Below are 15533 nucleotides of genomic sequence, written 5' to 3'. Positions count from 1 at the left end.
AAACATTGAGAAAACGAAAGAAAGAAGTGCTCTAACATTTTCCTTCTAAACCTTATAACCGTCTCTATGATGCAACCGTTTCACTTATACCTAAAAACCGTCGCTTCACTCGTTCAATCACATCCTGCCCCACATCTTTAGCCATCAAATATTGATCAACACTTTGATAGGTATGAAGGATGTACTCATAGGCTATTAGAATGTTTTCCCGATTAGAATATAAGAACTCCTTTGGAATATTTTCAAATTGATTTTCATACTGTTGAATGGACTCCAGATTGGTGTAGGTTACTTCATAATTCGAAACAATATCCTTCTTTTCTACTCCTGCTAAGCCTAACAGCAGCATGGCTAAGATCCCTGTTCTATCTTTTCCTGCCGCGCAATGAAAGACGATGCAGCCTTCTTCAGCCTGATCAATTGCATCAAAAATTGTCTTCACCGAATCTTTTTTTTGCTCCATCAAATCAACATAGAAATCTCCTACGGATAACTTATAAGTAGATAGAGTAATATCTGATACCTGCTCAGTAATAAAAGGAATATTATGATATTCGCAAAAATCCTCTTCTGCCAGTGGATTTTTATGCGTTTCAATTTCATCTTCTCCACGCAGATCAATGACGGTTTTCACCCCATACTCTTTTAAAAAGACGATGTCCTCTCGAGTGAGCTTACTCATGTCACTTGATCTTAAAAAGGAGTGCCACTTTGTTTGTTGTCCGAATTTCGTGCTGTACCCACCTAACTCCCGACAATTTTCCAGATTATCAATGGGCAAGCGAACCCAATTTAATTTAGCATTTTTCATAATCTTATTATCCTCCTATAATCAACTATTCCCAAATTTAATATTATTTTTAACCTTCGTCATCACCAGTTCAAGCACGATCATGAGTAAACAAATCATTAAGACAATTGTCGTTGTTTGTGCATAGTTATACGTATTAATGGCTTGTGTCAATAAAAGACCAATCCCTCCGACCCCGATGATTCCTAAACCGATAGATTCAGAAACATTGGATTCAAAGCAAACGGTAATCCAAGCAACAAAAGCGGTAATACAAAGCGGAATCAATCCGTGATAAACAATTTTGAACCAAGAAGCCCCTGTTGACTTCATTGCTTCAATAATCTCGCCGCCCGTCTCTTCAATACTCCCTGTAAAAGTTTTGGTCAGAAAGCCGACAGCAGAGATCAAAATTGCAACAAAACCTGACACATTGCCAAACCCTAGACTCGCAATCACCATTAGCCCCCATACCAATGAAGGAACGGAGCGAATGATGGCGAAAAAACCTTTTATAAAAATCGCTAAGTATCGATTCGGAGCAATATTCGATGCTGCTAAAAAACTTAAAAGCATAGCTAAAAAAACAGCCACTACCAATGTTAACAAAGCCAATGCTAAACTGGTCAAAATATTCAAAAGAGCAACAGGAACAATTGAAAAATCGACAGCCATCATTCGACTTAAGACGTCGGGAACATTTTCTAACCGTTCATAAAATTTTTGCAAATCTAAGTTAATAAGCTTCACAGCTGCAATAAACACAGCACCCAATATAAAAACAAGAAGAATCGACTTGCCAACACTTCCTTTTGAAGTGACTCGAATGTGCTCCATTGTGTCTTCAATCCCCTTACTTTAATTAAACAAAACGTTTCCGTATCGAATTGGTTGCTAACTCTGTTAATAAAATAATCATGACGATTACGGCAATAATGGTAATAGCTTCACCGTATTTAAACAAATTAATATTTGTATCAATTAAGACGCCAATACCCCCAGCCCCAACGAGACCTAAAACAGCAGATGCTCGGACATTAATTTCAAAGGCAAATAACGTCCAATTAATCCAAGCTGGAACAAACTGCGGGATGACTCCGTGAAACAAGATTTGAAAGTAAGAGGAACCATTCGCCCGTAACGCCTCAAGCTTGTCTCCAGAAATTTCATCAATCGATTCTGCATAGCTTTTACTTAAAAATCCGATTGTTACAAGATTCAACGCCAAAACGCCAACAATCCCGCCTATACCGAAAATATAAACCAATAAGGCTCCCCAAATGATAAAAGGGATATTTCGCAAAATCGATACAAAACCGCGGGTAATCACCCGTAATGTTTTAAACTTATTGGTATTTTCCGAGATTAATATCCCGAAAATAAACGCAATAATCGTAGAAATGTAGGTTGAGATGACCGCATAACCGAGCGTATCGATCACCGCAGGAATATATTGCTGTAAATTCTCCGCGTTTGGCGGAAGGAACTTTTCAAAGAAAAACATAACAAAGCTTGGTAAGCCCATGAACATATCTATAAAGGAAATCTCTAAATAATAAACTGAAAAGATCAACACGGCAAAGATGGCTGCCACAATGACAAAGGTTCTTTTAGAATCTCTTTGATCGAGCGGGATCTTATGTATTGTTTTACTATTCATCGTTTTGCCCCACAGCCAATTGCATTCCCACCGCATGTCCAATTACACCCTGAAGCGTCATTTGCGATTCTTTTCCTTCATAGATATCTCGAATCATTTCATCTGTTAATCGTGATGGAGCTCCATCAAAAACAACCGCCCCTTTTTTGATCCCAATAATTCGTGTGGCATACTTTTTGGCATAGTCCACTTGGTGGAGGTTCACAATACAGGTTAATTTCTTTTCTAGAGAAATCGTATGAAGCTGCTGCATGACATTATTTGCAGAGAGCGGGTCCAGCGACGCGATCGGCTCATCTGCGAGAAGCAGCTTTGGTCTCTGCAAGATCGCTCGACAAATTCCAACCCGCTGCATTTGCCCCCCAGAAAGCTCATCCGCACGTTTGTAAATTTGGTCTTGAAGACCCACTTTTTTTAGAAGTTCAACGGCTTCTTGCTTATCTTCATGACGATAGAGCCCTAGCAAACTCTTGTATAATGGAATGCTGCTTAATTTGCCATGGAGAACATTTTTAATCACATTCGTTCTGCCAACCAAGTTATAATGCTGAAAAATCATCCCAATTTTAGATCTTTCTTTTCGCAGATTCCGTCCACTGAGTTTCTCAAGATGCTTACCATCGAATATAATTTCCCCTTCGGACGGGTCCACAAGGCGATTGATGCATCGGATAAAGGTGGACTTTCCAGCACCAGAAGGACCGATTACAACAATAAATTCACCCGGATAGAAATCTAAGGAAATTCCATTCAAAGCACGTGTATCTTTACCATAGACCTTAACTAAATTTTTTATTGTTAATAATGGTTTCATTTTGCTTCTTCCTCTAAAGCATTTATAGCATCTAGCATTTCAATCGTAGGATCATAATAATCTTGTTCAGTCACTACAAAACGAGCCTTTGGATCATTATGGACGCCTTTAAAATACTCCTCATCTTCAAATGATACGAACGCATCCCTTAACGCCTTTTTAAAATCTTCTGGTAAATCCTTACGAACGATATAAGAAGCATCAGGAATATCATCTGTCCGTCCGATCGTTTTGAATTCATCTTCCTTAATGGTTCCTGCCTCAATCATACTATCCAGCTGACCTTTAGCTACCGCTGCTGCGTCAAAGTCACCCATCTTTACACCCATGACACTGTTTGCGTGGGATTCGGAAAAAGTCACATTTTCAAAAAAGTAGCCAGACTGTTCGACCAAATCTGGATCTAAATCAAACTCTTGAACAAGGGTTCCCTTTGGGTAAAGATAGCCTGAAGAAGAAGCCGCATTAACAAATGCAAAGTTCTTGCCTTTTAGATCCTCCATCTTGTTGATTTTTTCATTATCCTTTTTTGTAATAAAAGCAGTAAAATACTCAAGGCCCTCTACTTGGGGAGTAACTAACAATTCTGCTCCTGCCAGTTGTTCTGCTTGGTAATAGCTCATTGGACTAGCGAGCATAATATCTAACTTCCCACTTGCTAGTGCTTCAATTCCAACAGCGTAACTGCCTCCTTCAAACTCTTTCACTTCAATTCCTAATTCCTCGGAAAGGTGATCTCTTAAGGATGTATGCATGGAAGCTGCATTTGGATTGTTTTCATTAGGCATTTGAACCAAGGTCAGTTCTTCCGGCCATCCCTTATTTTTTGTACCTTCGGAAGCGGAGGATGTTGAATTCGCCTCATTCCCACACGCTGCCAAAGTGGATACAAGTCCTACTGTTAAAAAGAATTTTGATAATTTTTTCATCATTTTGTTTATCTCCTTCTTTGAATTAATTTAACAATCATTTAATGGATCACTGACCTCAATTTTGTTAAACAGTCTCCAAATTTTTAATTACCCCCTAATGTCTTCTTAACTATCAAAAATTATAAATTGGATTTGCCTCACACCTCTCTCGGTATTCAACTTGTATTCAACTAATAATATACAGATAGATTATTAAGTGAATTTTTGCCTTGTTTAAATACTAGGTAAATAATTGTAAAGTAAAAATATCGAATCCTTCCTAATGAAAGGAAAAGCTCTACACCCCACCTTACATCGATACCACCGAAATAGAGTGATTGGACGTATATAATAAAGAAACCCAGCTAATCTTCTCATGTGAAGATAGCTGGGTTTTTAAAGTTGTATATGCAAAATAGCACTTTAATTAAGTACAAACTACCTCTTAAAGTTGTTTTGTAACTTATATCATTCGGGCTTAGACAAAAAGAAGAGACCTTTCATTTTCGAAAGGTCTCTTTGTATCCATTATCCATTACGTTCGATTTGCATTTTTTCTCTGTTTGCTTTTTCTTTTTCTATATTTTTCTGCCTTGAAGTCCCAGCAACCAGGATTCCAATCACCACTATCGCTTCAAATCCATATTTAATGAATGGATTTACAAAGTAGTCGTGCATGAAAGGTTCAGCTACGATCATTTTAGCAGCAGTCCAGCCTAGTATTCCCGCTCCAATTATTATGATGACTGGGAAACGTTCAATCAGTTTCAGGATCAAAGTGCTTCCATACATCACTACTGGGATAGATACAAGTAAACCGATCACGACTAAAGTGAAGTTACCATGAGATGCACCTGCCACCGCTAGGACGTTATCCAATCCCATCAAAGCATCCGCAATAATAATAGTTTTTATGGCAGCCCACATCGAGTCTGCAGGCTTCAAATCATGTTCCTCTTCTTCGATAAGGAGCTTATAAGCGATCCATACAAGAAGTAATCCCCCTATTAAATGCAGTCCAGGCACCTCTAATAGCCAAACAACCAGCAGCGTTGCGATGATCCTTATAACAATTGCCCCGACCGCTCCCCATATTATCACCTTTTTTTGCTGTTCTTTTGGAAGCTTTCTTGCAGCCAATCCAATAAGGATCGCATTATCACCGGCCAGAACCAAATCTATCATAATGATCGCTAAAAGTCCTGAAATAAATTCACCTGTTAAAAAATCCAACACAGTTTCCTCCCTTTTACAAAAATAAAGAGACCTCTGCCATAAATGGCAAAGGTCTCGCTAAGCACTAAATGAATTAGGCCAATAAAGCCGGTGGAATTCCCACGTAATGACGACTTTATTTCAGGTTATCCCTGACGCTACTCCCCTTCACGGGAATAAAGAATATGTAATTCTTTTAATATCTTTCCATAGGAAACTACCAAGAAAAAATATCACTAATTCAGTATACCAAAAATACAAATAAAATAAAGAAAAAAATAAGAGATAGGAAGGAAATTCATGAACTTAACCTTGCCCAAAGATAATTTCAGTCAATCATCCCTTCTAGATATTGGCATAATTCGTTTCCTAGGTTCGGGATATCGCTCAAATCCTTCCCCCATAAATATTGATTACTTAAGGTGGCCTCTATCAATTGTCTAAGCGGGATTTCTCCCCTCTCATAACGAAGCCATTGTTCCCTAAAAAATTCAATTGACTTTATATCGTCTTTGACGACATAGACTTTACCCGAAAAGCTTTTACCAATATAATCCCCCTTCATTTCGTGAACCTTATAAAATCGGATCAGGCCCGAAAAACCTCGTACGATACAGTCAGGCAGCCTGCCTTTCACCCTATGATATTCCTCTAATGTGGGCAGGAGACGAACCTTAAACTTCGAAATGCTGTTCAGCGAAATATCGGCCAGGAGGTGATGTACAAAAGGATTCTTAAATCGCTCAAGAACACTTTCCCCATATAGCATCATCTCATTTTGATCAAAAGGTAATGAAGGAATTATTTCCTTTTGAATGGCATTGCTCAGAAATTGGTTGAATTCCGAATGATCGATTGCCTGTTTTACTTCTTCCAATCCAGATAAAATCCCTAAAGGAGCCATCAAGGTATGTGAACCATTAAGAATCCGAACCTTCCTCATTTGATAAGGAGTTAAATCTTTTACCCAACGCACATTTAAGCCGGATTGTTGTAAAGGCAGACGTTCATCAATAGAAGGGTCACCTTCAATAGCCCATAAATGATAGGGTTCTGCCGTATTTAGCAGAGTATCCTCATATCCCCATGCCGCGAATAGCGTTTCCGACTCATTGGCTGGGAATCCTGTAACGATACGGTCTACAAGCGAGTTTAGGAATAGGTTGTCCCGGTCCACCCACTCCATGAATGGCTTTGGTAAATCCCAATCCCCGCTATGCTTAAGAACACATTGCTTCAATGAATCACCATTTCTCTCTAAAAGCTCACATGGAAGCATGATCAGTCCTTTTTTGGCATCTCCGTTGAAATGCAGATAACGATGATACAAAAATGCAGTCAGTTTTCCTGGAAAAGATTCAATCGGCTTTCCATCTTCCAAAGGAATCGGCTGGTATTTGAGTCCTGCTTCAGTCGTGTTGGAAACTACAAATTCCAATTCAGGATTTTCGGATAGTGCTAAAAATCCCATCCATTCTTCATATGGATCAATCACCTTCGAAAAAACGGAAATGATCTCTGTATGTTCCACCTTCTCCCCTTGGTGAAAACCACGTAACATTAAGGTATACAGTCCATCTTGCCGCTTTACTTCCTCTATTTTCCCTTTTCCGGCGGGGCGAGGCTGGGTAACTGCAATACTTCCCATGAAATGACCTTGTTTATTACATTCATGAATCATCCAATCAAAGAAGCCTCGAAGAAAATTCCCCTCCCCAATCTGCAATACTTTTATGGAAAAATCCATCATATGTGGATTTTGGACAGCTTTTGTATCTTTACTCAGACGCTTCAGTTGACTTTTATTTATGTTCATGATCAAGGAACTCCTTTCTAATAGAAATATCCAATTAGGATTGCGCTTTCAAGAGGTTGCCCTTATGACAGCATACAGAATGCTTATATTTCGACAATCGCCTTGATCACTTTAGCTTCAGGAGTTAACCACCCTTCAAACAGATTGATCATTTCATCCAAATGTGTGCGGTGTGTAATATACTGGCTCATATCCAGCTTGCCATTCTTCAGCGTATTCACGACATAATCAAAGTCATCCCTTGTTGCATTACGGCTTCCCATTAATGTAAGCTCTTTACTGTGGAATTCAGGATCATTAAAGGAAATTTCCGCTTTAACTAATCCTACATAAATCAATCTTCCGCCGTGAGCAGGATATTTAAATGAATCCATCATTGATTTAGCATTACCTGTCGCATCAAATACCACGCTTGGCATATCTCCATTCGTCAACTCGGCTAATTTTTCAATTGGATTCTCCAAAACGTTCAAAGTATAATCGGCATTTGCCCATTTGCCAGCAAATGCAAGGCGTTCATCATTTACATCCATCGCGATCACCTTCGCACCCTGTTCTTTAGCGAATGCCATGACTCCCAAGCCAATTGGACCAGCACCGATCACAATTGCAAATTCCCCTTTTTGTATAGCAGCGCGCCTGACTGCGTGAGCCCCTATACTTAAAGGTTCTATCATTGCGGATTGGTCAAGTGTGAGACCCTCGGTTCTCACCAAATGATTGTAAGGAACCGTAATCCACTCACTCATGCCGCCTTCAGCATGTACACCCAACACTTTCATATCTGTACAGCAGTTCGTTTTTCCACTTCTGCAAGCCAGGCATTTTCCACATTCCATATAGGGGATGATCGATACTTGATCCCCTACATTAAGCCCTGATTCATTCTCTGGTATGGACTCAATATAACCGGATAATTCATGGCCAAGTATTCGAGGATAGCTAAAAAAGGGCTGATTACCTCCATAGGCATGAATATCCGTACCGCATATACCTATGCGCCGCACACGAATCAAAGCTTCCCCCGAGTTTGGTACGGGTTTTTCCGACTGTATCATCTTAAATTCAAAAGGCTGTTCACAAACGATACTTTTCACTGAATAACACTCCTTTTTAATAACTTAATAGATATGTACACCTGTTAGAGAATGACGCCTTCTTTAAAGATGCTTATCTCCCTATATCCGAATTTTTCATTATTCGTTTTCTTTTTACCTGATGAAAGCTCAAGAATGTATTGGAATAAATCGTCCTTTAATTCATCGATCTTTTGACCTTCAATTAACTGCCCGGCATTATAATCAATCCAGTATTTTTTACGATCGGCTAAATCTGAATTCGTTGCTATTTTCACAGTTGGCACCGGTCCGCCAAATGGTGTTCCCCTTCCCGTAGTGAACAGAACGATATGTGCACCCGCTGCTGCCAAAGCCGTCACCGAAATCAGGTCATTTCCAGGCGAATTGATTAAATTCAAACCATGCTTCACTACCCGTTCTCCATATGGACTTACATCCACTACAGTGGCATGGCCGCCTTTTTGTGTGCACCCAAGTGATTTTTCCTCCAGCGTACTTATGCCGCCTTCCTTGTTTCCGGGTGAAGGGTTTTCATAAATTTCCTGATCATGGCGAATGAAATACTGTTTGAAATCATTAATAAGGCCAACGATTTTATTAAAGGTTTCTTCATCTCTTGCCCTATTCATCAATATCGTTTCCGCTCCAAACATCTCAGGAACCTCTGTCAATATCGTGGTCCCTCCATTTTCTACTATAAGGTCGGAAACCGCACCAACCAATGGATTAGCGGTAATGCCAGAAAATCCATCGGAACCCCCGCACTTCAAGCCTATTTTCAACTTTGAAACCGGTACGGGCATGCGTACGAACCCCTCCGCATATTCCACTAATTCCCCCATTAAACGTAAGCCGGTCTCCAATTCATCTTGAACCTCCTGGGCTTTTAAAAATTTAATGCGATTTGGAGGAAATTCGCCGATGACTTCTTTAAATGCTTCGATTTGATTGTTCTCGCATCCTAATCCTACAACTAAAACGCCTGCTGCATTTGGATGTTGAACCAAGGCCGCTAATAGTTTCTGTGTATGTGTCAAATCATCTCCCAATTGAGAACAACCGTATGGGTGGGAAAAGTGGTGAACCCCATCGATTTGCCGATCTTTAAACTGCTCATTTCCCATTTTAGCGAGAACTTCACATGTTTTATTAATGCAGCCAACCGTGTTGATGATCCAAATTTCATTCCGGATACCCACTTCCCCATTTTCACGGATATATCCTTGGAAGGTATGATTTTGACTATGCTCTTTTATATTTTGACTGCTGGGTTTATAGGAATAATCCAATATACCATGCAAACCGGATGCTAGATTATGGGTGTGGACCCAATCGCCAATGGAGATATCTTCTTTGGCTTTTCCGATCGAGTAGCCAAATTTGATTACGTCTCCTCCTCTTTTAACCGGTTTCACTAACATTTTATGCCCTTTAGGAATGTCGTCACTTGCCTTGATATGGATCATTCCCCTGTCTACCGTTTGAATCTGGAGGCTTTGTCCTTTATGAATCCCCTCCAAGGAAATAACAACATCATCGTTTGAATGCAATTGAACAAATTTATTCATTTTGTCCCTCCTTATCTTGAGTGAAGGCGTTCAAAACCAAACGTCAACCCATTCCGAAAGCCCTTTCATTTTTTGCTTGAATTATTTAATTTTTAAATCTATTTTAATTTTTAAATCTATTTTAATTTTTAAATCTATTTTAATTTTAACATCAATTTTTGAAATAAAAATTGCATATTTTGCTATAAATATACTCATTCTTGTTGTATTATACTTTCAGGAGATGAACAAATGAAAAAAATCCATAATGCATTAAATCATGATTTACTCTTCCCATTTTCTTTTGTCTATCAAGATACGAAAAGTCCGCAGAATGAATTGTCCGATCATATGCATGACTATTATGAAATTGTTTATGTTTATAACGGTAAAGGGACCTTTTTTATCGGTGATGTGTTTTATGATATGCAGCAAGGGGATGTATTCCTGATCCCGAATAATACCATTCATAGGGCATTACCGAATAAGGACGACCCTGTTACCTCCACCATTATCTTTTTCAGTCCCACATTGATATATAAAGATATGGTAGATGATTCTCTTTCATATTTACATTTGTTTGATCTGACAAAAAAGAGTAAGAATTATAAAATATCATTGCCGCAAAAGAAACAAGTAAAGTTGGAGGAACAGCTACAGCTCATCCTGCAAGAAACAACTGGCCAAACAACGGGCTCGAGGCATGCTTGTTTGCTGATCGTTCACCAGATCATACTTGATTTATACCGTACCCGGAAAAATGGCAAAGAAGATTTACCTGAGGGCAATAGCTATAGTTCAGAATGGATCAAAGATATTTTAATCTATATTAGTGAACATATCGATGATTCATTGAATTTGACAATACTTGCACAAAAAGCTTTGGTCAGTCCCGCTCATTTCAGCAGAGTTTTTAAGGAAACGACTGGAATTGGCTTAATCGTGTATTTAAATACGAAAAGAATCATCAAGGCAAAGGAACTTTTACTGGAAACGAATCATACCATTGCCAATATTGCTGAAATGTGTGGTTTTGAAAGCATGCCCCAATTTTTTCGTACCTTTAAAAAATACACTGAAAAGACACCAGCTACATTTCGAAAAGAAAATCGGATGCGCTAGGCATGCCTATTAAACATGCATATTATCCATAAAAAATGGAAGTGTCTTCCTTTTGGGAGACACTTCCATTCTAACAATCTATTACACAGGCTTTACAATCGGTCGTACAAAACGGATGACTGCAAGCGATGCAACGATGGCCAAACCACCTGCAAGCAAGAATGCAACTGTGTATGTGCCTGAGGTATCGACAATGTATCCTGTTAACGTCGGTCCGATGATTCCTGCTGTATTTGCCAAGAAATGCATAAAACCTCCAACAGATCCAACATTACCAGGGTCTACGACATCGTTGACGATTGCCCAGTAAATGGCACCAGTCAAATAGAGGAAGAAGACGGATAGTGCGACAAGCGTTACCGCACTGACCGTTGTCGATACAAGTCCGGCAAAACCGATACATACCGCCGATAAGAACAAACATGTTACAAGCACGAGTTTACGTGAGAATAAAACGCCTTTTTGAGCGAACTTTTTAAAGAAGAAATCCGACACGAATCCACCCAAAGCAAGTCCGATGAATCCAAAAATCCAAGGAATCACAGTAATGATACTCATATTTTCTACACTTAGGCCGCGTGCATCCACCAAATAGCTTGGGAACCAAGTTAAGAAAAAGAAGAGAATATAGTTGTAGGAAAAAAACGCTAGAGCTGTAAACAAAACCGTTTTTTGTTTTAAATAAAAGGTGAATTTCAACTTCCCTTCAGATGTTGCCGCTACATAAGATTTCCCCGTATATTTCTGTTCTTTTGACTCTTCTGGTTTTTCTTTAACGAACTTCCACCAGCAAATCGCCCATATAAGACCAATCACCATTATGGCAATGAAAGAAACTCTCCATCCATATGAGATGGCAATAAATCCAACAATCGGACCTGCGATGGCGCCACCAAGTGGCGTCCCGCTATTCGTCAAACCAACGACAGATGCCCGTTGATTAGCCGGAAACCAGTTATTCACCATTTTATTGATGGTTGCCGAAAGAGGGCCTTCTCCCATTCCAAACAAGATGCGGATGATTATCATACTGACAAAACCGACAGCCAGTACAAGTGCACCACTGAATAAAGACCAAACGATCATCGCCACGAAAAGCGTAAGCTTTGCACCCCATTTATCGGACGCCATTCCTCCAAGGAAATTAAATATGGCGTAACCAACTGAAAAGCTACTAAAAATAATCCCCATCTGTGTTGCTGTTAAAGATAAGTCATCTTGGATGAACGGAGCTGCAATGGACAGTGCAGATCGGTCCAGATAATTTATTACCCCTGCCAAGAACAAGAAAACGATGACCATTCCTCTACCATTTGAAAACATAAAGTACCCCCCTATACGTTTCAATAAATGCAGCAGCATTTTTGGAAACGTTTCCAATTAATAACCAATAGTAAAGCCTATTTCTTTAACTAAATCGGTTTAGAATTCCCGTAAAAAAGCGCTTTCTTTTTTACGGGAATTCTTACATCCGGCCCTAGCAAGAATTCCTTGATAACAAAGTCGGTTTCAAGCGATGCACGCTTGTATCCTCTTTTCCTGTTTTATTGATTTGGCTAAGCAATAACTCTGCTGCCAAGTTGGCCATTTCGACAGCTGGCTGATTAACGGTTGTGATGGTCGGTGTATAGAAACTGGCATACGGTACCTCATCGATTCCTATGACCGCCATGTCATCAGGTATATTGATTTCATGCTGTTTCATATATCGCAATACTTCATTAAGAACGATATCATTTCCTGCCAATATGGCTTGTGGCGGCTTTTCCAATTCGAAAAATTCTGAAAGTGCAACCGGGATTTCATCTACGTTCACTGTTTTAATATATTCAGCATTGAATGGTATCCCATGTGACGCGAGTGAATCCTTGTAGCCTTGGATCCGTTCGATTCTGGGACTGATATCGCGTATGATTGAAGTGGTTATGATTGCAATGTTTTCAAAACCCTTTTCAATAAACCGGTCGATCGCTAACTTGGATGCCAGGTGATTATCGAGCAAGACTGTTGCAATATCCAATCCTTCGATCGTCCTATCCATGAAAACAATCGGGAATTGATCACTCTTCATACGTTGATATAAATCAAGATTATCCCCTGTAGGGAAAATGATGATCCCATCCACTTGTTTAGCTCTTAGCATTTCAATATAATTCTTTTCCTTTTCAGGATTGTCATCTGCATTGCATACGATAATATGAAACCCTTGTTCATAAAAGTAGTTTTCTATAGCTCTAATAACTTGCGTTGAAAACGTGTGAAGGATATTGGCCACCACTACCCCAACAGTAAATGTTGATTTTTGTTTTAAACTGCGCGCTATTATATTAGGCTGATAGTTCAACTCTTCTATTGTTTTTTCAATTTTTTTCCTTGTTTTTTCACTCATATATTCGTAGCGTTTGTTCAGGTATTGGGAAACTGTGCTTTTTGATACTTTCGCGTGATTGGCGACATCAGTAATTGTAATGGTTTTCATTTCATTCATTCCTGTCGTGTGATTTCATTTCTCTGCCCAATAACAAAATGGCTTATATATAAGGAATATTCTATTATAATAAGTAAAGCTTTACAATCACCTTCTGATGCAGTAAAAAAGTCAATTTCCCATACCGTGGAACTAATTTAATCACGTTCACTTGTTTGCCTTTTTGTTGGACCTGGCTTCAGACGCCCGAGTATGCCATGAAACCCCCATCGACCGGTACCGTAATTCCTGTGACAAAGCCCGAATAGGATTCATCAACAAGCCAAAGCAAGGTACCAAGTAAATCTTCAGGCTGCCCGAAACGCTTCATGGGTGTTGAAGTAATGATTTTATCAGACCTTGCCGTCAGGCTGCCATCTTCATTAAGCAAAAGATCGCGATTTTGCTTCGTCAAAAAGAATCCTGGAGCAATGGCATTCACCCGTAAACCTTCTTCGGCAAAATGAACAGCCATCCACATGGTAAAATTATTTATCGAAGCTTTGGCAGCGCTATATGCTGGTACTTTAGTCATTGGAGCGTAGGCGCTCATGGATGATACATTCACGATAACTGGTGCTTCCACTTGCAATAATTCTTTACCAAATACCTGACTTGCCAAAAATGTACCGGTAAAATTACTGGCAAAAACTTGGGAGAAACCATTTTCATCCAGATCAAAAAATGATTTTCCTTCTGCTTCTTCCCCATATTTCTCTGGAGCTGTAATGGCATCAGGATGATTGCCTCCCGCTCCATTTATTAATAGATCAACTCTTCCGAACGTTTCTATTATTTTCCCTCTTGCAGCCTCCAATGAGGTTCTATCCAAAACATCTGCCGCGATTGATATCGCAGTTCCACCTGTTTGTTCGATGAGTTCGACCACTTCTTGCCCTTTTTCCGCCGTTCTGTTCAATATGGCTATCTTGACACCATGACGGGCCAATTCCACAGCCATTTTGGAACATAAAACACCGCTGCCTCCAGTGATAACCGCCACCCTGTTTGATAAGTTTTCATGGATGGGAATCATGATTTTTCACCTAATTTAGTAGCTTCATATGCATCCCATAGTCCGAGCAAATACATGATTCCCAGTGCTCGGTCATATAAACCGTAGCCTGGGCGGCAAACTTCACCCCATATATGACGGCCGTGATCCGGTCTGACATAGCCAGTATAATTTTGCTTATTCAATTCTTCCACGACACCCTGTATATTGATTGATCCATCCTGGGTATGATGGGATGTTTCCACAAAGTCACCATTTTCATAAACCTTCACATTGCGTATATGGGAGAAAGGCGAACGGTTTGCATACTTTTTAGCTATTTGAACCATATCATTTTCAGGGTTTGCCCCCATCGAGCCTGTACACATGGTAAACGCATTGGACGGTGAATCCGAAATCGAGATCAGTTTTTCATAGCTCGATTCTCCGGTGATGATTCTTGGCAAGCCAAAAATGGACCATGGCGGATCATCCGGATGAATAGCCATTTTAATGCCGCAAGCCTCTGCAACAGGTAATATTTCTTTAAGGAATATTTCAAGATTCGCCCATAGTTGCTCTTCGTCGACAGCTTTGTAAGCTTCGAATAATTCAGAAATTCGATCCATCTTTTCTGGTTCCCAACCTGGTAAAGTTAGATCTGAAGATTCAGTCACAGTACGAATTAAATCTTGCGGTTCTAACGTATCCACTTTCGCCTTTTCATAAAATAGGGCAGTTGAGCCATCTTCCAACGGATGGAACATTTCAGTCCGAGTCCAATCAAAGATCGGCATGAAGTTATAACAAATGACTTTCACTCCAGCTTCCGAAAGGTTCCGGATCGTCTCTTTGTATTTCTCTATATATATCATGCGGTCTTCGTTACCCAATTTAATCGATTCATGGACATTTACACTTTCTACGACATCCGTGTGAAAACCGAATGATTGGATATACTCGATTTCTTCTTTTATTTCTTCCTTTTCCCAAACCTCACCAACAGGTTTTTGGTGAAGTGCCCAGACAATTCCTTTCACTCCAGGAATCTGTTTAATGTGCTCCAATGTAACGGTATCATTTTCTTTTCCGTACCATCTAAATGTAATGTTCATCAT

14 protein-coding genes are annotated in these 15533 nt (G+C 39.6%); 1 reads left to right on the top strand and 13 read right to left on the bottom strand.

The window, feature by feature from the left end; translation table 11 throughout:
* Positions 1-64 precede the first annotated feature (64 nt).
* From J7E52_RS19110 to J7E52_RS19070, 9 genes are all read right to left on the bottom strand, one after another.
* Positions 65-811 carry a tyrosine-protein phosphatase gene (locus J7E52_RS19110; RefSeq protein ID WP_214750008.1) on the bottom strand — a complete coding sequence of 249 codons (747 nt, stop codon included), beginning with the start codon at positions 809-811 and terminating at the stop codon, positions 65-67.
* 21 nt (positions 812-832) lie between these two features.
* Positions 833-1627, bottom strand: coding sequence for an ABC transporter permease subunit (locus J7E52_RS19105; protein WP_214750006.1), 795 nt, complete (start codon positions 1625-1627; stop codon positions 833-835).
* A 25-nt stretch (positions 1628-1652) separates the two neighbouring features.
* A complete protein-coding gene (gene phnE, locus J7E52_RS19100) occupies positions 1653-2450 on the bottom strand; it encodes a phosphonate ABC transporter, permease protein PhnE (RefSeq protein WP_214750004.1) in 798 nt (265 codons plus the stop codon).
* Complete coding sequence (phnC, locus tag J7E52_RS19095) at positions 2443-3264, bottom strand: phosphonate ABC transporter ATP-binding protein (protein ID WP_214750002.1); 822 nt, start codon at positions 3262-3264, stop codon at positions 2443-2445. Before phnC ends, phnE begins: the two co-directional genes overlap by 8 nt.
* A complete protein-coding gene (locus tag J7E52_RS19090; protein WP_214750000.1) occupies positions 3261-4196 on the bottom strand; it encodes a phosphate/phosphite/phosphonate ABC transporter substrate-binding protein in 936 nt (311 codons plus the stop codon). The genes phnC and J7E52_RS19090 overlap by 4 nt, the downstream gene beginning before the upstream one ends.
* A gap of 507 nt (positions 4197-4703) precedes the next feature.
* Positions 4704-5408 carry a TerC family protein gene (locus tag J7E52_RS19085; protein ID WP_214749998.1) on the bottom strand — a complete coding sequence of 235 codons (705 nt, stop codon included), beginning with the start codon at positions 5406-5408 and terminating at the stop codon, positions 4704-4706.
* A 310-nt stretch (positions 5409-5718) separates the two neighbouring features.
* Entirely contained in the window at positions 5719-7206 is a 1488-nt protein-coding gene (locus tag J7E52_RS19080; protein WP_214749996.1) for a tagaturonate reductase, read from the bottom strand.
* Positions 7207-7289: 83 nt separating this feature from the next.
* On the bottom strand, positions 7290-8303 hold the full coding sequence (locus J7E52_RS19075) for a zinc-binding alcohol dehydrogenase family protein (protein ID WP_214749994.1): 1014 nt from the start codon (positions 8301-8303) through the stop codon (positions 7290-7292).
* Between the two features lie 44 nt (positions 8304-8347).
* Positions 8348-9853 (bottom strand): UxaA family hydrolase, encoded by a 1506-nt coding sequence (locus J7E52_RS19070; RefSeq protein WP_214749992.1) that lies wholly within the window; start codon positions 9851-9853, stop codon positions 8348-8350.
* A 231-nt stretch (positions 9854-10084) separates the two neighbouring features.
* On the opposite strand from J7E52_RS19070, the gene J7E52_RS19065 reads away from it, so the two are divergent.
* Positions 10085-10954 carry an AraC family transcriptional regulator gene (locus tag J7E52_RS19065; RefSeq protein ID WP_214749990.1) on the top strand — a complete coding sequence of 290 codons (870 nt, stop codon included), beginning with the start codon at positions 10085-10087 and terminating at the stop codon, positions 10952-10954.
* Between the two features lie 81 nt (positions 10955-11035).
* Here the strand turns inward: J7E52_RS19065 and J7E52_RS19060 are convergent, their stop codons facing one another.
* The 4 genes from J7E52_RS19060 to uxuA all read right to left on the bottom strand — a co-directional run bounded on the left by J7E52_RS19060 (position 11036) and on the right by uxuA (position 15530).
* Positions 11036-12277: an MFS transporter gene (locus J7E52_RS19060; RefSeq protein ID WP_214749988.1), complete on the bottom strand. Its 1242-nt coding sequence runs from the start codon at positions 12275-12277 to the stop codon at positions 11036-11038.
* Positions 12278-12431: 154 nt separating this feature from the next.
* The gene (locus tag J7E52_RS19055) at positions 12432-13433 is read right to left on the bottom strand and encodes a LacI family DNA-binding transcriptional regulator (RefSeq protein WP_214749986.1); all 1002 of its coding nucleotides are present in this window, start codon (positions 13431-13433) and stop codon (positions 12432-12434) included.
* Positions 13434-13620: 187 nt separating this feature from the next.
* Positions 13621-14457, bottom strand: a complete 837-nt coding sequence (locus J7E52_RS19050) for an SDR family oxidoreductase (RefSeq protein WP_214749984.1) — start codon at positions 14455-14457, stop codon at positions 13621-13623.
* Positions 14454-15530, bottom strand: coding sequence for a mannonate dehydratase (gene uxuA, locus J7E52_RS19045; RefSeq protein WP_214750084.1), 1077 nt, complete (start codon positions 15528-15530; stop codon positions 14454-14456). Before uxuA ends, J7E52_RS19050 begins: the two co-directional genes overlap by 4 nt.
* Between the last annotated feature and the right edge of the window lie 3 nt (positions 15531-15533).

Source organism: Bacillus sp. ISL-34, from assembly GCF_018613325.1.
Classification (GTDB): Bacteria; Bacillota; Bacilli; order Bacillales; family DSM-1321; genus Peribacillus.
This window is presented reverse-complemented; position numbering and strand designations above follow the sequence as displayed.